This window comes from Mycobacterium sp. NGS63 (assembly GCF_059812295.1).
In genome coordinates, this window is sequence record NZ_JCALCJ010000001.1 from 500,723 (window position 1) to 517,558 (window position 16,836).

Annotated in this window: 5 protein-coding genes; all 5 read right to left on the minus strand. The window is 69.0% G+C overall.

Going from position 1 to position 16,836, the window contains the following annotated elements; translation table 11 throughout:
• Nucleotides 1–4: 4 nt before the first annotated feature.
• Nucleotides 5–1,105 (minus strand): NAD-dependent epimerase/dehydratase family protein, encoded by a 1,101-nt coding sequence (locus AC5Y4Z_RS02375; protein WP_499960924.1) that lies wholly within the window; start codon nucleotides 1,103–1,105, stop codon nucleotides 5–7.
• A 53-nt stretch (nucleotides 1,106–1,158) separates the two neighbouring features.
• The gene (locus tag AC5Y4Z_RS02380) at nucleotides 1,159–3,324 is read right to left on the minus strand and encodes an acyltransferase family protein (RefSeq protein WP_499960925.1); all 2,166 of its coding nucleotides are present in this window, start codon (nucleotides 3,322–3,324) and stop codon (nucleotides 1,159–1,161) included.
• Between the two features lie 85 nt (nucleotides 3,325–3,409).
• Nucleotides 3,410–5,602 (minus strand): acyltransferase family protein, encoded by a 2,193-nt coding sequence (locus tag AC5Y4Z_RS02385; RefSeq protein ID WP_499960643.1) that lies wholly within the window; start codon nucleotides 5,600–5,602, stop codon nucleotides 3,410–3,412.
• 105 nt (nucleotides 5,603–5,707) lie between these two features.
• Nucleotides 5,708–7,039 (minus strand): Rv1490 family membrane protein, encoded by a 1,332-nt coding sequence (locus AC5Y4Z_RS02390; protein ID WP_499960644.1) that lies wholly within the window; start codon nucleotides 7,037–7,039, stop codon nucleotides 5,708–5,710.
• A gap of 48 nt (nucleotides 7,040–7,087) precedes the next feature.
• On the minus strand, nucleotides 7,088–16,756 hold the full coding sequence (locus AC5Y4Z_RS02395; RefSeq protein WP_499960645.1) for a fatty-acid--AMP ligase: 9,669 nt from the start codon (nucleotides 16,754–16,756) through the stop codon (nucleotides 7,088–7,090).
• Between the last annotated feature and the right edge of the window lie 80 nt (nucleotides 16,757–16,836).

A 16,836-nucleotide genomic window follows, 5' to 3' on the forward strand; every position in this document is an offset into this window, starting at 1 on the left:
GGTTCTACTGCAGCGCAGCTGGCATCGGCATGTGATCGCTTGGCTTGACTGGTGATTCGGGTTGCTCGCCTATCCAGTCAAGCAGGGCGCGCAGACCATCCTCGAGCGTCCATTTCGGGTGCCAGTCGAGTGCCTGCTGCGCCGGCTCGATATCGCAGCTGGCTGCGCGTACGTCGCCGTCACGGAATTTCGCCACGACGACCGGTTCGGGGGCGCCGCAGATGCCGGCGATCTGATGCGCCAGCTCGTGGATCGTGGTCGGGATACCCGACCCGATGTCCAGACAGCGTTGTGGGGCTGCGGGTTTCGCTATCGCGGCGAACAGCGCCTCGATGACATCGTCGATATAGACGAAATCGCGCACGATGTGTCCGTCTTCGTAGACCTCCAGCGCGCGCCGCTCGCGTGCCAGTCGCGCAAAAAGAGCCACTATTCCCGTGTAGGAATTCGTCAGCGACTGCCCCGGTCCGTAGACGTTCTGCAGCCGCAGCACGCTGAGACGGGTGTCGCGGGCGGCGGTCCAGGCGGCCAAGATGTGTTCCTGGGCGAGTTTGGTCGCCGCGTAAATGTTGGTGGGCCGGGGCTCGGTTTGGCCTGCGCAGCTCGGCAGCGGGACCGCGGGCTCGCCGGCTGGCCCGTGGGGATCCCAGATTCCGGCCAGCAGTTGAGCATGGCTGCGCGGCGGCGGGTAGAAGACTTTGTTGCCGCATCGCCAAGTGCCCTCGCCGTAGACGGCCCGCGACGATGCCACGACGAGCTGGTCGGGCACGTGTGCTGCGCGGCTCAGGGCGTCGAGAAGTTGGGTGGTGCCCACCACGTTCACCGAGCCGTGGCGGGTCGCCTCGGACAGCGACTGTGCCGTGCCCGTCTCGGCCGCCAGATGCACTACTTGGGACGGTCGGCACAACCGCAGCACGGCATCCCAGTCGGGGGAGTGGGTGACATCGCCGGTGCACATCCGCACCGATGGCGGCAGGTCGATCGGCAGATGTTCGCCGTGCACTTGGGGGTGCAAGACGTCCATGACAGCGACGTCGTACCCGGCTTGGACGAGTCGGCGCGCAAGCGCGGATCCAATGAATCCCGCCCCGCCCGTGATCAGCACCGATGTCGACAAGATCCGATACCTCTCGTTGCTCTGTGAAGGGAAGACGCCAGTCAGCCTGCGGCGAGTGCGCGATCGATCACGGCGCCGACGACGGGCGCCAACAGCCGGCTGTATTCGGACGTTGTGTGCATCTGATCGCGGTATAGCAGGGTGTTGCCGACGATGACCGGGCAGCGGTCGGCGGCGCAGAAGAGCTCGGTGAGGTCGGCGTATTGCCCGCCGCCGGCCTTGGTGGCGGCGATCTCGGCTGTGATGCCGGGTTGGTTCACCGCCTTCGAAGGGGGCGGCGAGCAGGCGCTCGCGTCATCGAGGTGCAGGGACAGGCAGATGGGCACCACCGACTGCGGATCCGGTATCGGCCCGAGCACCAGGACCTGCGCACCCATGCTCCGCAGCTGCTGCACTTGACGGGTCAGGCTGGCGATCCACGCAGGGTCGTATGACGTGACGCCTGACTGCCGATACCGCCGCATCATGTCGAGCACGACCAGCCGCGGGTGTTCGGCCTGCAACCGGGCGTGGATCTGACCACGCCACTGCCTGCACTCGGTGTACTCCCGGTGAAAGAGGGCGATCGCGACGGGCAGGTCTAGCGATGGGCAGTAGCCCTTGGTCAGGGTTTCGAGCCGCCAGTGCCGCTGCGTGGCGACCCTCTCCAATGCGGGCTCCCACATCGCGGCATTCGAATCGCCGACCAGGGCCACCGTCGTCGACGAGGCGGTATCGCCCGTCGCGCACTCCGGATGATCGGTTTGGAGAATATCGCGCAAGCAGTCTTTGGGGCCGAGGGGAATTTTCATCGCGTCGGCAAGCGGCGGGGTCAGGTTCGAGGGGACGGCTTTGAGGTCGGTCGATGCCGCGACCATTTCCTGAACCTGCGCGAACGCGTCCTTCATCGCAGTGTCATATGCGGCGATGTCGGAGCCCGCGGGGGGAGAAGCGGCGGTGATGGTCAGCGCTGGTGCCGCCGGACCACGGCCGACCGGGGTTGGCACCGCTACCAGCAGCGCCACGCCCACGCAGACCGCTACCGCGGTGGCGGCACCGCCAACCGCGAGACTGCGGCCAGCCGATCGGCGCACGGGATCGGCGAATCGCAGCGGGTTCTCGATGAAACGCAGGGTGAGCGCGGCCAGCCCAAGGGAGAATAAGATCGCCACAATCCCGAGCCAGAGCGGGTGCCTCGACCATGCCGCGGTAGACATCGCCACCAGCAGCACCGGCCAGTGCCAGAGGTACCACGAGTAGGACACCCGGCCGATCGCGCGCATCGGCCGCACCGCCAGAACGCGTCCGACTCCCTCAGCGGGCACGGCACAGCCCGCACCGATCACCAGCGCCGCCCCCAGCACGGGCAACAGCGCGGCGGTACCGGGATAGGGCGTGCTCCGGCCCAGCCGCACGCATGCCAACAGAATTAGGATCAGCCCGCCCCAACCGGCCACCGCGGCGAACCTTGGTGGGAGCCGCCGCCATTGGCCGGCGGTGAGCGCCACCAAGCCGCCGATGGCCAGCTCCCAGGCCCGGGTGGGCAGCGAAAAAAACGCCACCGGCGGCGCCAGCCGAGTGACCACCAGAGACAGCGCAAACGACACCGCCGCGACCAGCGCCAGGACCACCAGATACGGGCGCTCCGAGGAGGCGACATACGCGCCGCCGCGCCGTCGCGCACGGCGGATGAGCCAGGTCGTCGCGATGATCAAGGCCGGCCACACCAGGTAGAACTGCTCCTCGACCCCCAACGACCAGTAGTGCTCGAACGGCGAGGGCGGCAAGTTGGTGGCCAGGTATTCGACGCCTTGCAGCACGAACCGGTAGTTGCTGACGTACAACGCGCTGGCGATGCCGTCACCGATGATGGGCCGGGATTGCAACGCGGGTAACAGGGCGGCCGAGCCGAGCATGATCACCAGGCCGACAGTGGCGGACGCCGGCAGCAGTCGGCGGGCGCGCGCCCCGTAGAAGCTCGCGAGCCGGACGGTGCCGGTGTTGCTCGCCTCGCGCCAGAGCAGCCCGGTGATCAAAAAGCCCGAGATGACGAAGAAGACGTCCACGCCGACGAATCCGCCACGCACAACCGCTATGTCCGCGTGGAACAGGACAACGGCCACCACCGCGATGGCGCGTAAGCCCTCGATGTCGGGGCGGAATCCCGTTTTCTGCGCGCGTCGACTCGGCACTGCTTGGGTAGGGCTAGCGCTGTCAACCGGCTGCAAGGTCACCTACTTGGGAAGAGGACGAGTCCGTCGAGTCGAGGCATTATCACACACATGCCAAACAGGCCGGACCGGTTCCGCGATGTCAACCGTGGGCGAGCGCCCGATCGGCCAGGGCCCCGATCACCGGGGCCAACGCTTGGGCGTATTCGACCGTCATGTGGTTGCCGTCGAAGTACACGAGGGTGTTGCCGACGATGACCGGGCAGCCGCTGGCGGTGCAGAACAACTCGGTGACGTCGGCGTATTGTCCCCCGGCGGCTCGGGTGGCGGCGGACTCGGCGGCGACGCCGGATTCGTTGACCGCCGTCGACCTCGGCGACGAGCAGGCGCTCGCGTCATCGAGGTGCGAGGACAAACAGATTGGCGCAGCCATGCGCTGGTTGGGGACCGGCCCGAGTACCAGCACGCGCGCACCGGCGTCACGTAGCTGCTGCACCAGGCGGGCCAGGCCGTCGTTCCACGCCGGGTCGTAGGAGGTGAAGCCCGGCGTGTAGCTGTGCCCGAAGCCGTACCCGCGGTACATGCTGACCACCACCAGCCGCGGGTGCTCGGCTTGCAACCGGGCGAGGATCTGAGCGCGCCATTGCTGACACATGGCGTCGGACACCGCGCGACGGATGGTGTCGGCGATGGGCAAGTCCATCGGCGTGCAGGCGCCCTTCCCCAGGGTCTCCAGCCGCCAGTGCCGCTGCGTGGCGATCTGCTGGAACGCCGGGCTCCACATCGTCGCGTGCGAGTCGCCGAGCAGCGCCACCGTCGTCGCCGAGGCGGTATCGCCCGTGGCGCACTCGGGATGGCCCGCTTCGAAAAGGTTGCGCAGGCAACCGTTCTGGAACACGGCCGCGTGTTCGGCCGCCGCCGCGGCGAGCGGTGGGGCCAGATTGGATGGGACGGCGTTGAGCCCGGCCGATGCGGTGACCGCCGCCTGCACCTGCGCGAACGCCTGCTGCACCGCGGCGTCGTAGGCGCTGGGGGCGGACCCCGCGGGGGGCGGTGTCGCGGTGACGGACAGCGCCGCAACCGCCGGGCCGTGCCCGACCGGCACGGGAATCGATGCCAGCAGCGCCGCACCGACGGCGACCGCCATCGCGGTGGCGGCGCCGCCGAGCGCGAGGCTGGCCAGGGCGGAGCGGCGTATCGGGGCGGCGAACCGCAACGGGTTCTCGATGAAACGCAGGGTGAGCACGGCCAGCCCGGCGGAGACGGCGACCGCTGCCAGCCTGCCGGCCAGCCCGAGGGTGTGGCCCAGCAACGGCTCCGCGAGGATCACCACCGGCCAGTGCCACAGGTACCACGAATACGATATGCGGCCCATCGCGCGCATCGGCCGCACCCCCAACACCCGTCCGACGCCGGAAGCCGGAGCGGCGCAGCCGGCGGCGATCACCAGCGCCGCGCCCAGCACGGGCAACAGCGCGGCGACACCCGGATACGGCGTGGCCGGCTCCAACAAAGTGCAGGCCAGCAGGATCAGGACCAGCCCCGCCCAACCGCTCAGCGCGGCGGACCTCGGGGCCAATCGGCGCCACCGGTTCACGGTCAGGGCCAGCAGTCCGCCGGCGGCCAACTGCCAGGCCCGAGTGGGCAGCGAAAAGAACGCCACGAAAGGCGCCACATAGGTAATCGCCAGCGAGAGCAGGAACGACACGGCCGCGACCAGCGCCAGCACCACCAGATACGGGCGTTTCGAGGAGGTCGCCTCGGTCTTGGTGCGCCGCCGCGCAAGCCGGATGAGCCAGGCCGTACCGATGATCATGGCCGGCCACACCAGATAGAACTGCTCCTCGACGCCCAACGACCAGTAGTGCTGGAAAGGCGACCCCGCCCGGGACGCGGCGAAGTAGTCGACCTGTTGTGCGATGAACCAGTAGTTGCCCACGTAAAGCGCGCAAGCGATGCCGTCCACGACCACCATCGGGGCCTGCAGCGGCGGTAGCAGCACGGCCGACGCGATCATGGTGGCCACGCCGACCGCGGCCGATGCCGGCAGCAACCGGCGGGCGCGCGCCCCGTAGAAGCGGCGCAGCCGGACGGTGCCGCTGGTGTTCGCCTCGCGCCAGAGCAGCCCGGTGATGAGGAAGCCCGAGATGACGAAGAAGACGTCCACGCCGACGAACCCGCCGCTCACACCCGGCATGTCCGCGTGGAACAGGACGACGGCCACCACGGCGATGGCGCGCAAGCCCTCGATGTCGGGGCGAAATCCCGTTTTCTCCGCGCGCCGGCCCGGTTCCGCCTGCGTAGGGCTAACGCTGTCAACCGGGGGCAAGGTCACCTACCTCGAAAGAGGAACTCGTTCGGCGAATCTTGGCATAATCAACACCTGTCGAACAGGCCGAATCGCCGCCACGCCGTCATCGGGAGCAAACATCGCCGGCGGTCACGGGCAGATCCCCACCCACATCGGGTCGTTCACCAGCTGCGAGCAGCGGGTCACCAGACCCCGGACCGACTGCTCGGTGTTGATCGCGGCGAATACCTGGGACAGGGCAAAGAAGACGATCGCGACGGCGAAGAAGACCCGCGTCCCCCTGGTGGCCTCTCGGGTGGATTCAGGCCGACGGCTCGCATAGAGCAGGTAAACCACGCCCACATCGAAGGAGATTGCGATCCACCATCGGGTCCAATCGGCCGAGGTGGCGAAAACCGGAATCAGTAGCAGCGCCGCCAGAGTCACCCACGAAAGCGATCCGCGTGGGGCCTGTCGGAACGGCGCGAGGGGGACGCCGGAAATACCCCTGATGACCAGCATCGTCAGTGTGAGGATGACAACCCCCGCCACCGTCGACATGATCAACGGGGCCCAGCCAATCTGGTTGGGGCCGATGAAAGGTGTCTGCCGCGTTGTCACGGTGATAAAGCGGCACGTCCAATCGTGATAGTCCACGTACGCGTGTTCGCCGCTGGGACTGGGGCCGGGCGCCCAGCGAATGGCCCTGTGCGGCAACCGATGACAGTGCGATGACACGTCCTGCCGCCGCAGCAGCGCTATCGCCAGCGCGACGGCCAGGCCCGGAGCCACGGCGAGCAGCGCGCTCACGCGCCGGATTTTGGTGGAGGTGCGCACCAGAACCACGATCGCCAGGATCGCGCCGAGCGCCTGCAGAAACGGAACCGCCTCGTGGATCAGCGTCAGCACCGCAATCGTCGCGCCATAGACGCCGCTCGCCACGGTGAGCGATCGGTCCGTCTTCGTCGAGGCGAGCACCACCGCGAACACCGCCAGGGCCGCCTCGCCGATGAGGTCGGGAGTCGGTAGCACGACGGCGTGCACGAAGCCCAGCGGCAGCATGGGGGTGAGCAGGGCCAGCATCAGCCGGCGTTCGGAGCGGCCGAATCTGACCGCCACCGTCCACGCCACCGCCGCGATGCCGATTCCGAAGAGCGTCGGCACCAGCCAGCGCAAAATCAACAGGCCGGTGAAGTAGAGGCTCGCGGGAAAGAGGTCCAGAAGCTCGCCGCCGAGTCCCCGCCGGACCAGACCGCCTTGGCTGTAATCGACGGCGTAGTAGGGAAAGAATTGCAAATTGGGTTGGTAGACGCTCGCGAATACGACCCACGAAGCCAGGTACAGCAGCACCAGCAGCCCGATGATCGCGTAGGCGAGTCCGCGCCGGGTGCTCGGCTCACCCGGCCGCGAAGCTCGTGTCGGTTCTTCGGTTTCGACCGCACCGGCGGCGTGCGGATCCAGCCGCTGTGCTTCAGCGCTCATGCCGGGGCCCTGAGCATGCGTTATGACGGGCCACGCGAATCATTAAGGCTAGCAATCGATTTCTGCAATCAGATCGAATTCGGCGAATGTTTGCGACACCATCTCCCGAAGCTCGTCGTGGGTGTTTGGCCGGCCGAGAACATATGCGGAGATCCTGAAGAAGATCTTCCCGCGGCTGCGCCCCGAACCCACGAACAGTTGTCCGCCGATGTGCTCGAGCGTGCTTTCCTTGATGTCGGGTTCGACGGATCTGATGTACGCGTAGCCGGCGTCGGTACCGTCGGGGCGGTTCACCGCCGGGGGCAGGTCGCCGACGTTGGAGACGGTAACCGGAACGCTCGCGCCGCCGGCCGCCAACGCCGCCAGCCTCCGGTTCAGCCGCCGCGGCACCAACGGTGCCAGCGGGAACGTCGACAAGTACTCCTCGTCGGGGTCCTTCATCGCCGCCAGGATTGCCCGCGTGATCTCGGCGTGCATGTCCCCGAGGTCCGTCGCCGCGTGCGTCGGGTCGACTGCCACGTCGACCACCGTGAGCGCGTTGCCCCGGGTGTCGTCTTCGGTCCGAAGCGTCACCGGAAATCGTAGGGTGACCGTTCCGTCGTCGTGCACGCGCCCCGCCCGCACCGCGAGCCGGCACGCGACCGCTGCCACCAGCGAGTTGCTGCTGGCGCCAAGGGCTTTCGCGCGCGCATCCCATTCCGCGAGGTCGACGTATGCGGTCAGACCGGGCACCTCTACTACCTGATCGTTGTAGACGGTCCTGGGGGCGGGTGGTGCCGCCTTGACCGAGGAGCTGAACTGTTTGCGGTCGCCCCAGATTTTTCCGGCCGCGGAGGCGAAGGCCTTCCTGATGGCGGGCAGTTCCTTGGCGGTGTGCCGCAGGTCCTCACGCACCGCGCGCCCGCGGGTGCGCGATCGCGCGGGCGGGTAGCCGAAGTCGCGCATCCTGCCCTCGGCGGCCTCGGCTATCGCCTGGCCGAGCCCGATCCCGTCGACGAGCGTGTGCGAGACCACCAGGCTTACCGCGGCCCCGCCGTCCTCGAGTGGAAGCACCCCGAGATGCCAGCCGGGTCCCCACTCGGGATCGATGGGGATGCGGGCCCGCTCGTCGAGCCAGGCGTTCACCTCGGCGCGCGGCCGTGGCGTCGCGGCGACAGCGACGTCGCCCGTCGCCGGAGCCATGACCCAGTGATCCCGCGCGAACGGTACCGGCGACCGTTCGATCAGCCGTCCCAACAACCCCTGTCCGAGGTTGCGGTGAAAACGCCGCAACGCGTCGACGTCGACGGCATGGTCATACAGCCACGTGAACTGAGTCAGCGTGTCGTGCACCGCCCGCATCGCGCGAAACATCGCCTGATCCACGTAGGCGAGCCTGTTGTCTACCGGCTCGTCGCTGCGCGTGCTGACCTCAGCGGCCGGAATCGGGGGCGCGGCGGTGTCGATCAACAGGTCGGCCAGGTGAGCGGCGAGCGTGGCCGGGGTGGGGTGGTCGAGGGCCACGGTTGCCGGCAGGGCCAGGCCGGTGTGTTGGTTGAGGGTGTTGCGCAGTTCCAGGGCGGTCAGTGAGTCGATGCCCAGGTCTTTGAACGGACGGTCGGGATCGAGGGCAGCCGGGTCCGGGTGGGCCAACACGGCGGCGGTGGTGGTGGTGACCATCGCGGTGAGGGCGTCGCGCTGCTGTTCGGGGGTCTGAGTGGCCAACTGAGCCTTGAGGCTGCGGGCGCTGGCCGCGCTGGCGCGGGGGCGGCTGGTGGTCAGCGTCGACAGGATCGAGGGCAGGGCGTTGTGGCGCGCCTGGCGGGTCAACGCGGCGACGTTGAACGGGCTGGCCAGCAGGTTCGGCCGTTGACTGGCCAGGGCGGAGTCGAACAGCGCCAGGCCGTGTTCGTTGGTGATGGGGGTCAGGCCGGTGCGGGCCAGGCGGGTCAGGTCGGCGGTGCCCAGGTGGGCGGTCATGCCACTGGGCGTTTGCCAGTAACCCCAGGCCATGCTGGTGGCCGGGAGTTGGGTGTGGCGGCGGTGGCGGGCCAGCGCGTCCAGGAACGCGTTGGCGGCCGCGTAGTTGGCCTGTCCGGGGCTGCCAAGTATGCCGGCGGCCGAGGAGAACAACACGAAGGCGGCCAGGTCGCGGTCGGCGGTGAGGCGATGCAGGTGCCAGGCGGCATCGGCCTTGGCGGCCAGGACCTTGTCGAGTTGTTCGGGTGTCAGCTCGCTCACCGCGGCGTCTTCGAGGAGCCCGGCGGCGTGCAGGACGGCCATCAACGGATGCTGAGCGGGAATGCCGTCCAGCACCGCGGCCAGATCGGTGGCGTCGGCGGTGTCGCAGGCGGCGATGGTGACTTGGGCGCCCAGCTGGCTCAGGCGCTGCCGAAGCTCCGCTGCACCGGAAGCGGCGGGGCCGCTGCGCGACAACAGCAGCAGGTGCCGGACGCCGTAGCGGGTCACGAGGTGTTCGGCGAACAACGCGCCCAACATCCCGGTACCCCCGGTGATCAGCACCGTGCCGTCGGGATCCAGCACCGGTCGCGGAATCAGGACGATCTTTCCGGTATGCGTTCCCTGGCTCATGTCGCGGAAGGCCTGGGGTGCGTTCACCAGGCCGTAGCTCGTGATGGGCAGCGGCTTGAGCACGTCGGCGGCGAACAGCTCCAGCAGCGCCGTCCATGCCGGCCGCAGGGATTCCGTTGGCGCACTGGACAAGTCGTAGACCCGATAGTCGACGCCGGGATGGGCCGCGGCGATGTCGCCGGCCACGCGGATGTCCGTCTTGCCGATTTCCACGAACGTGCCCCCGCGGGGCAGCAATTGCAGCGAGGCGTCGACGAAATCCCCGCTGAGGCTGTTGAGCACGACGTCCATGCCGTGCCCGTCGGTGGCCGCCTTGAAGGTGTCGACGAAATCCAGCGTGCGCGACGACGCGATGTGCCCCGCGTCGACCCCCAGCTCGGTGAGCACGTGCTGTTTGTCGGGGTGCGCGGTCGCGAAAACCTCGGCGCCGACGTGCCGCGCGATCTGGATGGCGGCCTGGCCGACGCCTCCGGTGCCGGCGTGGATGAGCACCCGCTGACCGGCCGACAGCTTGGCGATCTCGACAAGGGAGACGTAGGCGGTCAGATAGACGATCGGCGCGGACGCGGCCTGGGCGAACGACCATCCGGCCGGGACGGGGACCACCATGCGCGCGTCGGTGATCGCGGTGGGCGCGAACGCGTTGTGCGGGAACAGCCCCATCACCGCGTCGCCGGGACGCAGCGACGAATCGGGACCGACGTCGAGGACCACCCCGGCGGCCTCGTTGCCCAGGCCGTCATCGGCGATGGCGCCCAACGCCACGACCACGTCGCGGAAGTTCAGCCCGGCGGCGCGTACCTGAACGCGTATCTGCCCCGGCGCCAGCGTGTTCGGCGGATCGTTGGGCAGCAGCGTGAGGCTGTTCAAGTCACCCTTGCGGGTGGCCCCCAACTGCCAGTCCGGGGCATCCGGTGGGGCCAGGATCGGGGTTCGGCCGAGGCGGGGGATGCGGGCAACACCGTTGCGCAGCGCCAGCTGCGGCTCGCCGGCCGGTCGCGCCGCCGCGACGGCCAGCAGGCTGTCCCGGCTGGCGGCGGTGTCATCGGTGTCGAGCAACACGATCCGGTCGGGGTGCTCGTTCTGGGCGGTGTGGATCAGCGCCCAGACCGCGGCATGGGCCAGATCGGGGGCACCGTCGAAAGCGTTCACGCTGACCGCGTTTCGGGTGACGACCAGCAGGCGCGCGTCGCCGGTGTCGGGCCGGGCCAGCCAGCTCTGCAACTGAACCAACACGTGCTGGGTCAGGTTGTGCACCTGCCGCAGCGGGTCGGCCGTGGCTTCGTCGGGGGCGTCGGGCAGCAGCCAGATCACCGATTCGGGACATGAAGTCACGGCCGCCAGGTCGGTGTGGATGGGGCCGTTGTGCAGGCAGGCGGGAAGTCGACCGGGCGAGCCGGTGACGATCGCGCACTCGGCGGTTCCCGCCGCGGCCGGGGCGCCGTCGAGCAAGGGCGGCCAGCTCAGTTGGAACACGCTGTCCCGGGTTCCGGCCCCGGCGGTGAGCTGCCCGCCGATATCGGGCAGTTCACGCAAGGTGATCGTTCGGACGGTGATCACCGGGGCGCCGGTGGGGTCGGTGGCGCGCAGCTCGCACGTGTCGTCGGCGGTGCGGGTCAGCTGGACGTGCAGCTGGGTGGCGGCGGTGGCGTGAAGCGTGATCCCGTTGAACGCGTAGGGAAGTCGCAACGGGCCGTCGGCCGTTTCCAACGCGGATGCCAGCGCGTGCAGGGCGGCGTCGAGGAGCGCGGGGTGGATTCCGTAGCCGGCGACGTCGGTGCCGGTGGGCAGGGCGACCTCGGCATGGATGGTTTCGGGTTGGGCGGGGTCGGTGCCGAGTCCCCGCAGCGATCGGAACGGGCCGCTGTAGCCGTAACCCCGCTGGGCCAGCCGTTCGTAGAAGTCGTCCTGGTCGACGGCCGCGACGCCCGGCGCCGGCACGGGCGGGGGGGTGGCCGGTTGGTGGGAACTCAGCTCGCCGCTGGCGTGCAGCGTCCACCCGCCGGACGGGCCGCCGGTGCGCGAGTGCACGCTGAACGCGCGTCGCCCGGTGTCCTCGGCCGACTGCACGACGAGTTGCAGGTCGGTGGGCCTGTCGTCGTGCAGCCGCAGCGGGCTATGGAGAACCAGTTCGTCGATGACGGGGCAGGCGGTGTACTCACCGGCTTGCAGCGCCAGATCGATGAACCCGGTCGCGGGGAACAACACCGTGTCCCGGACTTGGTGGCCGCGCAGCCACCCCTGGGTGGCCGTCGACAACCGACCGGTCAACACGACCTGGTCCTGGTCGGCGAGGTCGACCACCGCGCCCAACAGGGGGTGGTCCGCCCGGTCCTGGCCGAGCCCGGAAGCGTCGCCGGCCGGAGCGGGGTTCAGCCAGTAGCGGCGGTGTTGGAAGGGGTAGGTGGGCAGCGCGACGGTGTGGGCGTGGGGATAGATGGCCGGCCACGACGGGCTGTGCCCGTGGTTGTGCAGCTGGGCCAGCGCGCTGGCCAGATTGTCTTGGTCGGGGTGGTCCCGGTGCAACGTGGTGATCACGCCGGACTGGGTGCGCCCCGGCGCCTGGGCCAGGGTGTCGGTGATCGCCGGGGCCAGCACCGGATGCGGGGACAGCTCCACGAAGGTGCACTCGCCGGCGGCCAGCCGCTCGACCACCCGGTCGTAAAACCCGACCGGCTCGCGCAGGTTGCGATACCAGTAGTCGGCGTCCATGGTGGTGGTGTCGAGCGGTTCGGCCGAAAGCGCTTGTCCCACCGTGGAATACAGCGGGACGCTGGACGGCATCGGTGTCACGTCGGACAGCTCGTCGAGTAGGCGCTCACGCACGGCTTCGACCTGGGCCGAGTGCGAGGCGTAGTCGACGGCGATCGTCCGCACGTGGACGCCGTCACGCTCACACGCCGCGGTGAACTCCTGCAGCGCGGTGGGGTCGCCGCTGATGATGGTGTGGGTGGGGCCGTTGATCGCGGCGACGCTCAACTTTTCGCCCCACGGTTGCAGGCGCGGGCGCAGCTGCTCGGCCTCCAACAGGACCGAGGCCATGCCCCCGGTGCCGCGCAAATCGCTCAGCGCCCGACTGCGCAGCGCCACCACCTTGGCGGCCTCGGGCAGCGACAGCGCCCCGGCGATGTACGCCGCGGCGATCTCGCCCTGGGAGTGGCCGATCACCGCGTCGGGAACAACGCCATAGTGGCCCAGCACCTCGGCCAACGACACCATCATCGTGAACAAAACCGGCTGCACCACGTCGACGCGGTCCAGCTCGGGGGCGCCCGGCTCCTGACACAGCAGCCCGCGCACCGACCAGCCCGTGAACGGTCGCAGCGCGTCGTCGCACGCGTCCACGGTGGCGGCGAACACGCGGTGGTGTTCGTAAAGCTCGCGCCCCATGCCCGGGTATTGACCGCCCTGGCCGGGCAGCACGAACACGGTCTTCCCGCGCAGGTGGGCCTGGTGGTGGTGCTGGGTCAGCTGCGGGTGGGATTGCCCGGCGCGCAACGCGTCCAGCGCGTCGAACAGCTCTTTGCGTGGATCCGCTGCGGCCACGGGCGCGGTGATCACCGCCCGGTAGGGGTGATGGGCGCGGGTGGTGGCCAGGCTGTAGCCCACGTCGGTGAGGGCCAAGTCCGGCTGGCTGCTGAGGTAGTGGTGCAGCCGGTCGGCCTGCGCGCCCAGCGCCGCGGGCGTGCGCGCCGAAACCGGCCAGATCGCTAGCGCGGCACCGTGATCGGGCTCCTCGGCCGGTTCGGCCGGCGGGGTGGGGGCTTGCTGCAGGATCAGGTGGGCGTTGGTGCCGCTGATCCCGAACGACGACACCGCCGCGGTGCGCGGATGCTCGTTGACCGGCCAGGGCACCGCCTCGGTGAGCAGGCGCACCGTGCCGGCCGACCAGTCGACGTGCGGGCTGGGCGCATCGACGTTCAGCGTCGGCGGCAGGGTGTCGTGGTGCAGCGCCGCGATCATCTTGATCACCCCGGCGACCCCGGCGGCGGCCTGGGTGTGGCCGATGTTGGACTTGATCGATCCCAACCACAATGGGCGCTCGGCATCCCGCGCGGCGCCGTAGGTGGCGATCAGGGCGCCGGCCTCGATCGGGTCGCCCAGCGTGGTGCCGGTGCCGTGGGCCTCGACCACGTCCACCTGATCGAGCGCGACGCCGGCATTGGCGGCGGCCTGGGCGATGACGCGTTGTTGGGCGGGCCCGTTGGGGGCGGTCAAACCGTTGGAGGCGCCGTCCTGATTGATCGCCGATCCCGCGATCACCGCCAGCACGGGATGGTTGTTGCGCTGGGCGTCGCTGAGCCGCTCCAGGACCAGCACCGCGGCCCCCTCACCCCAGCCGGTGCCATCGGCGTTGGCGGAGAACGCCTTACACCGCCCATCGGCGGCCAGCCCGCGTTGCCGGGCGAACTCGGTGAACACCGACGGCGTGGTCATCACCGTCACACCGCCGGCCAGCGCCAGGCTGGACTCGCCCTTGAGCAAGGACTCACACGCCCAGTGCGTGGCCACCAGCGACGACGAGCACGCCGTGTCGACGGTGACCGCCGGGCCCTGCAAGCCCAGCGCGTAGGCGACGCGCCCGGAGACCACGCTGGTCGACGAACCGGTCAGGCCGTAGCCCTCCACGCCGTCGGAGCCGCCCGCGCCGTATTGCTGTGACCACGCTCCGACGAATACGCCGGTTTCGGTGCGCACCAGCCCGGCGGGGTCAATTCGCGCGGTTTCCAACGCTTCCCAGGCCACCTCGAGCAGCAGCCGCTGCTGGGGATCCATGGTTTGGGCCTCGCGCGCCGAGATCCCGAAGAAGTCGGCGTCGAAGTCGGCCGCGTCGGCCACAAAGCCGCCGGAACGCGTGTAGGTCTTGCCGACGGCGTCGGGGTCGGGGTCGAACAGATCCGCCAGGTTCCAGCCGCGGTCGGCCGGGAAGGGCCCCATCGCGTCAGTGCCGCCGGCCACCAGATCCCACAGCGCCGCAGGGGAATCCACCCCGCCGGGAAACCGGCACGCCATCCCCACCACGGCCACCGGCTCGGTCACCCGCACGTGAGCGTCCACCGCTGCGGCGGACGAGGAGGCCCCGCCCAGCAGCTGACTCAGGCGGGTGGCCAACTCGCCGGGGCTGGGGTAGTCGAATGCCAGGGTGGGCGGCAGGTCCAGTTCGGTGACCGTTTTGAGCCGGTCGAGCAACTCGACAACCTTTACCGAGTCGAATCCCAGGTCCTGGAACGTGAGCTGGGGCTCGATGTGTTGAGCGTTGGGGTGGCCCAGCACCGTTGCCGCCTGCGTGCACACCTCCGCCACCAGCAGGTCATGCTGCTGGCGGTGCAGCGTGCGCAGGCGGTGGGCCAGTCCCGCGTCGGCCTGGGCGCCGGTGTCGTCGACGATGTGCTGCTGCTCGGGCGCGCGGATCGGCTCGTCGATGCGGGTGAACTGGTCGTGCAGGTACAGCTGTACGCAGTCGCGTCGCCTGACCTTGCCGCTGGTGGTGAGGGGAATCGAACCCGGTTGCACCAGAACGAGATCCGCCACACTCAAACCGTGCGCCTTTGATATCGCCGCGGTGAGGTCACGCCGGACGGCGCTTATCCTTTGCGCCGCGGCCTCTGCGGATTCGTCGCGCTGTTTGACTTCGACGATGGTGACCAGCTTGTCGGCGCCGTCGTCGTCGGCAACCGCGATGGCCACGCAGCGCCCGCGGGTGGTCTCCTGGATCGTGGCCTCGATGTCGTCGGGAGAGTGGTTGCGCCCGTAGACGATCAGAATGTCCTTGATGCGGCCCTTGATGAACAGCTCGCCGTCGGAGAAGAAGCCCAGATCTCCGGTTCTCAGCCACGGCCCTTCGGGGGTGCCGTCCGAAGGGCCGACAAGCGTTGCGCCGAAGGTGCGTTCGGTCTCTTCGGGTTTCTGCCAATAGGCCGGGGCGACGTTGCCGCCGTGCACCCAGAGCTCGCCGACCGTTCCCTCCGGGCATTCGACCCTCGTGTCCGGGTCGACGATGCGCACGGTCAGCCACCGCGGCATGCCGTAACCGATCAGCGGCATGCCTTCGCCGCTCGCGCACCGCTTCGCGCGGCCGGCGGTCAGTTCCTCGGATTCGAAACACACGATTTCCGGTGGATGACCCGATTCGCGGGTTGCCACGAAGACCACCGCTTCCGCGAGGCCGTACGACGGCCGTAACGCCTCGGGGTGCAGGTTGAAGCGGGCGAACCGCTCGGCGAAGCGTCGCATCGTCGCCGGTTGCACGCGTTCGGCGCCGTTGAGAATGTGGCGCACGTCGCCGAGGTCAAGCCCGGCAAGGTCGTCGTCCGAGGTCTTCAGCGCGGCCAATTCGAAAGCGACGTTGGGCCCCGCCGAAAACGCGCGAGTGTTGCTGGCCATCAACTGCATCCAGCGCGCCGGCCGCTGCAGAAACGACGCCGGGCTGGTGACCACCGCGCGCATACCCGCCAGAACCGGCAGGACGATTCCCACGATCAGGCCCATGTCGTGAAAGAACGGCAGCCACGACACGACGGTGGCATCCGGCGGAACGGCCCCCTCGTAGTAGGCGCAAAGGATCTGGTCGAAATTGGCCCGGATGTTCTCGTGCGTGATCACGACCCCGGCCGGGGTGCGCGTCGAGCCCGAGGTGTATTGCAGATACGCGATGTCCGGCGGGCTTTCGGGCTCGGCCAGGGGACCGGGCTCGGCGTCCAGGTCCAGCAAATCGAGCTCGATGATTGCCGGCCGGGTTTCGGCGGGCTGCGAGGAGATGTGGTGGGCGATGCTTCCCGCGACGGCGGACGTCGTGAGGATGACCGAGGGCGACGCGTCGGCCAGGACCGCGATCACCCGTTCGTCGGTCGCGCCACCCAGCGGTTCCGACAGCGGGACGGCGATCTGCCCGGCCTGCAATGCGCCCAGAAACGCGGCGACGTACTCGAGTCCTTGGGGCGCCGATATCACGACGCGGTCACCGGTCGACCCGCGAGCCCTCAGCTCCTTAGCGACATTCAGCGATCGCCGATACAGCTGCGACCACGTCAGGCTTTCCGCAACGCCGTCCCAGTCCCGCTGGTAATCGACAAACGTGTAGGCCGTCTCACCGGGCCGCAGACTGGCATGCTCCCGCAGCACCGCCGGAATCGAAAACTCAATCACGACGGCAGTCCTTCGATGGGCCAACGCCGTCGGTGTGCCGCAAGATCACCAACCTTGGGGGGAAGAGGAGGTTTCTACAA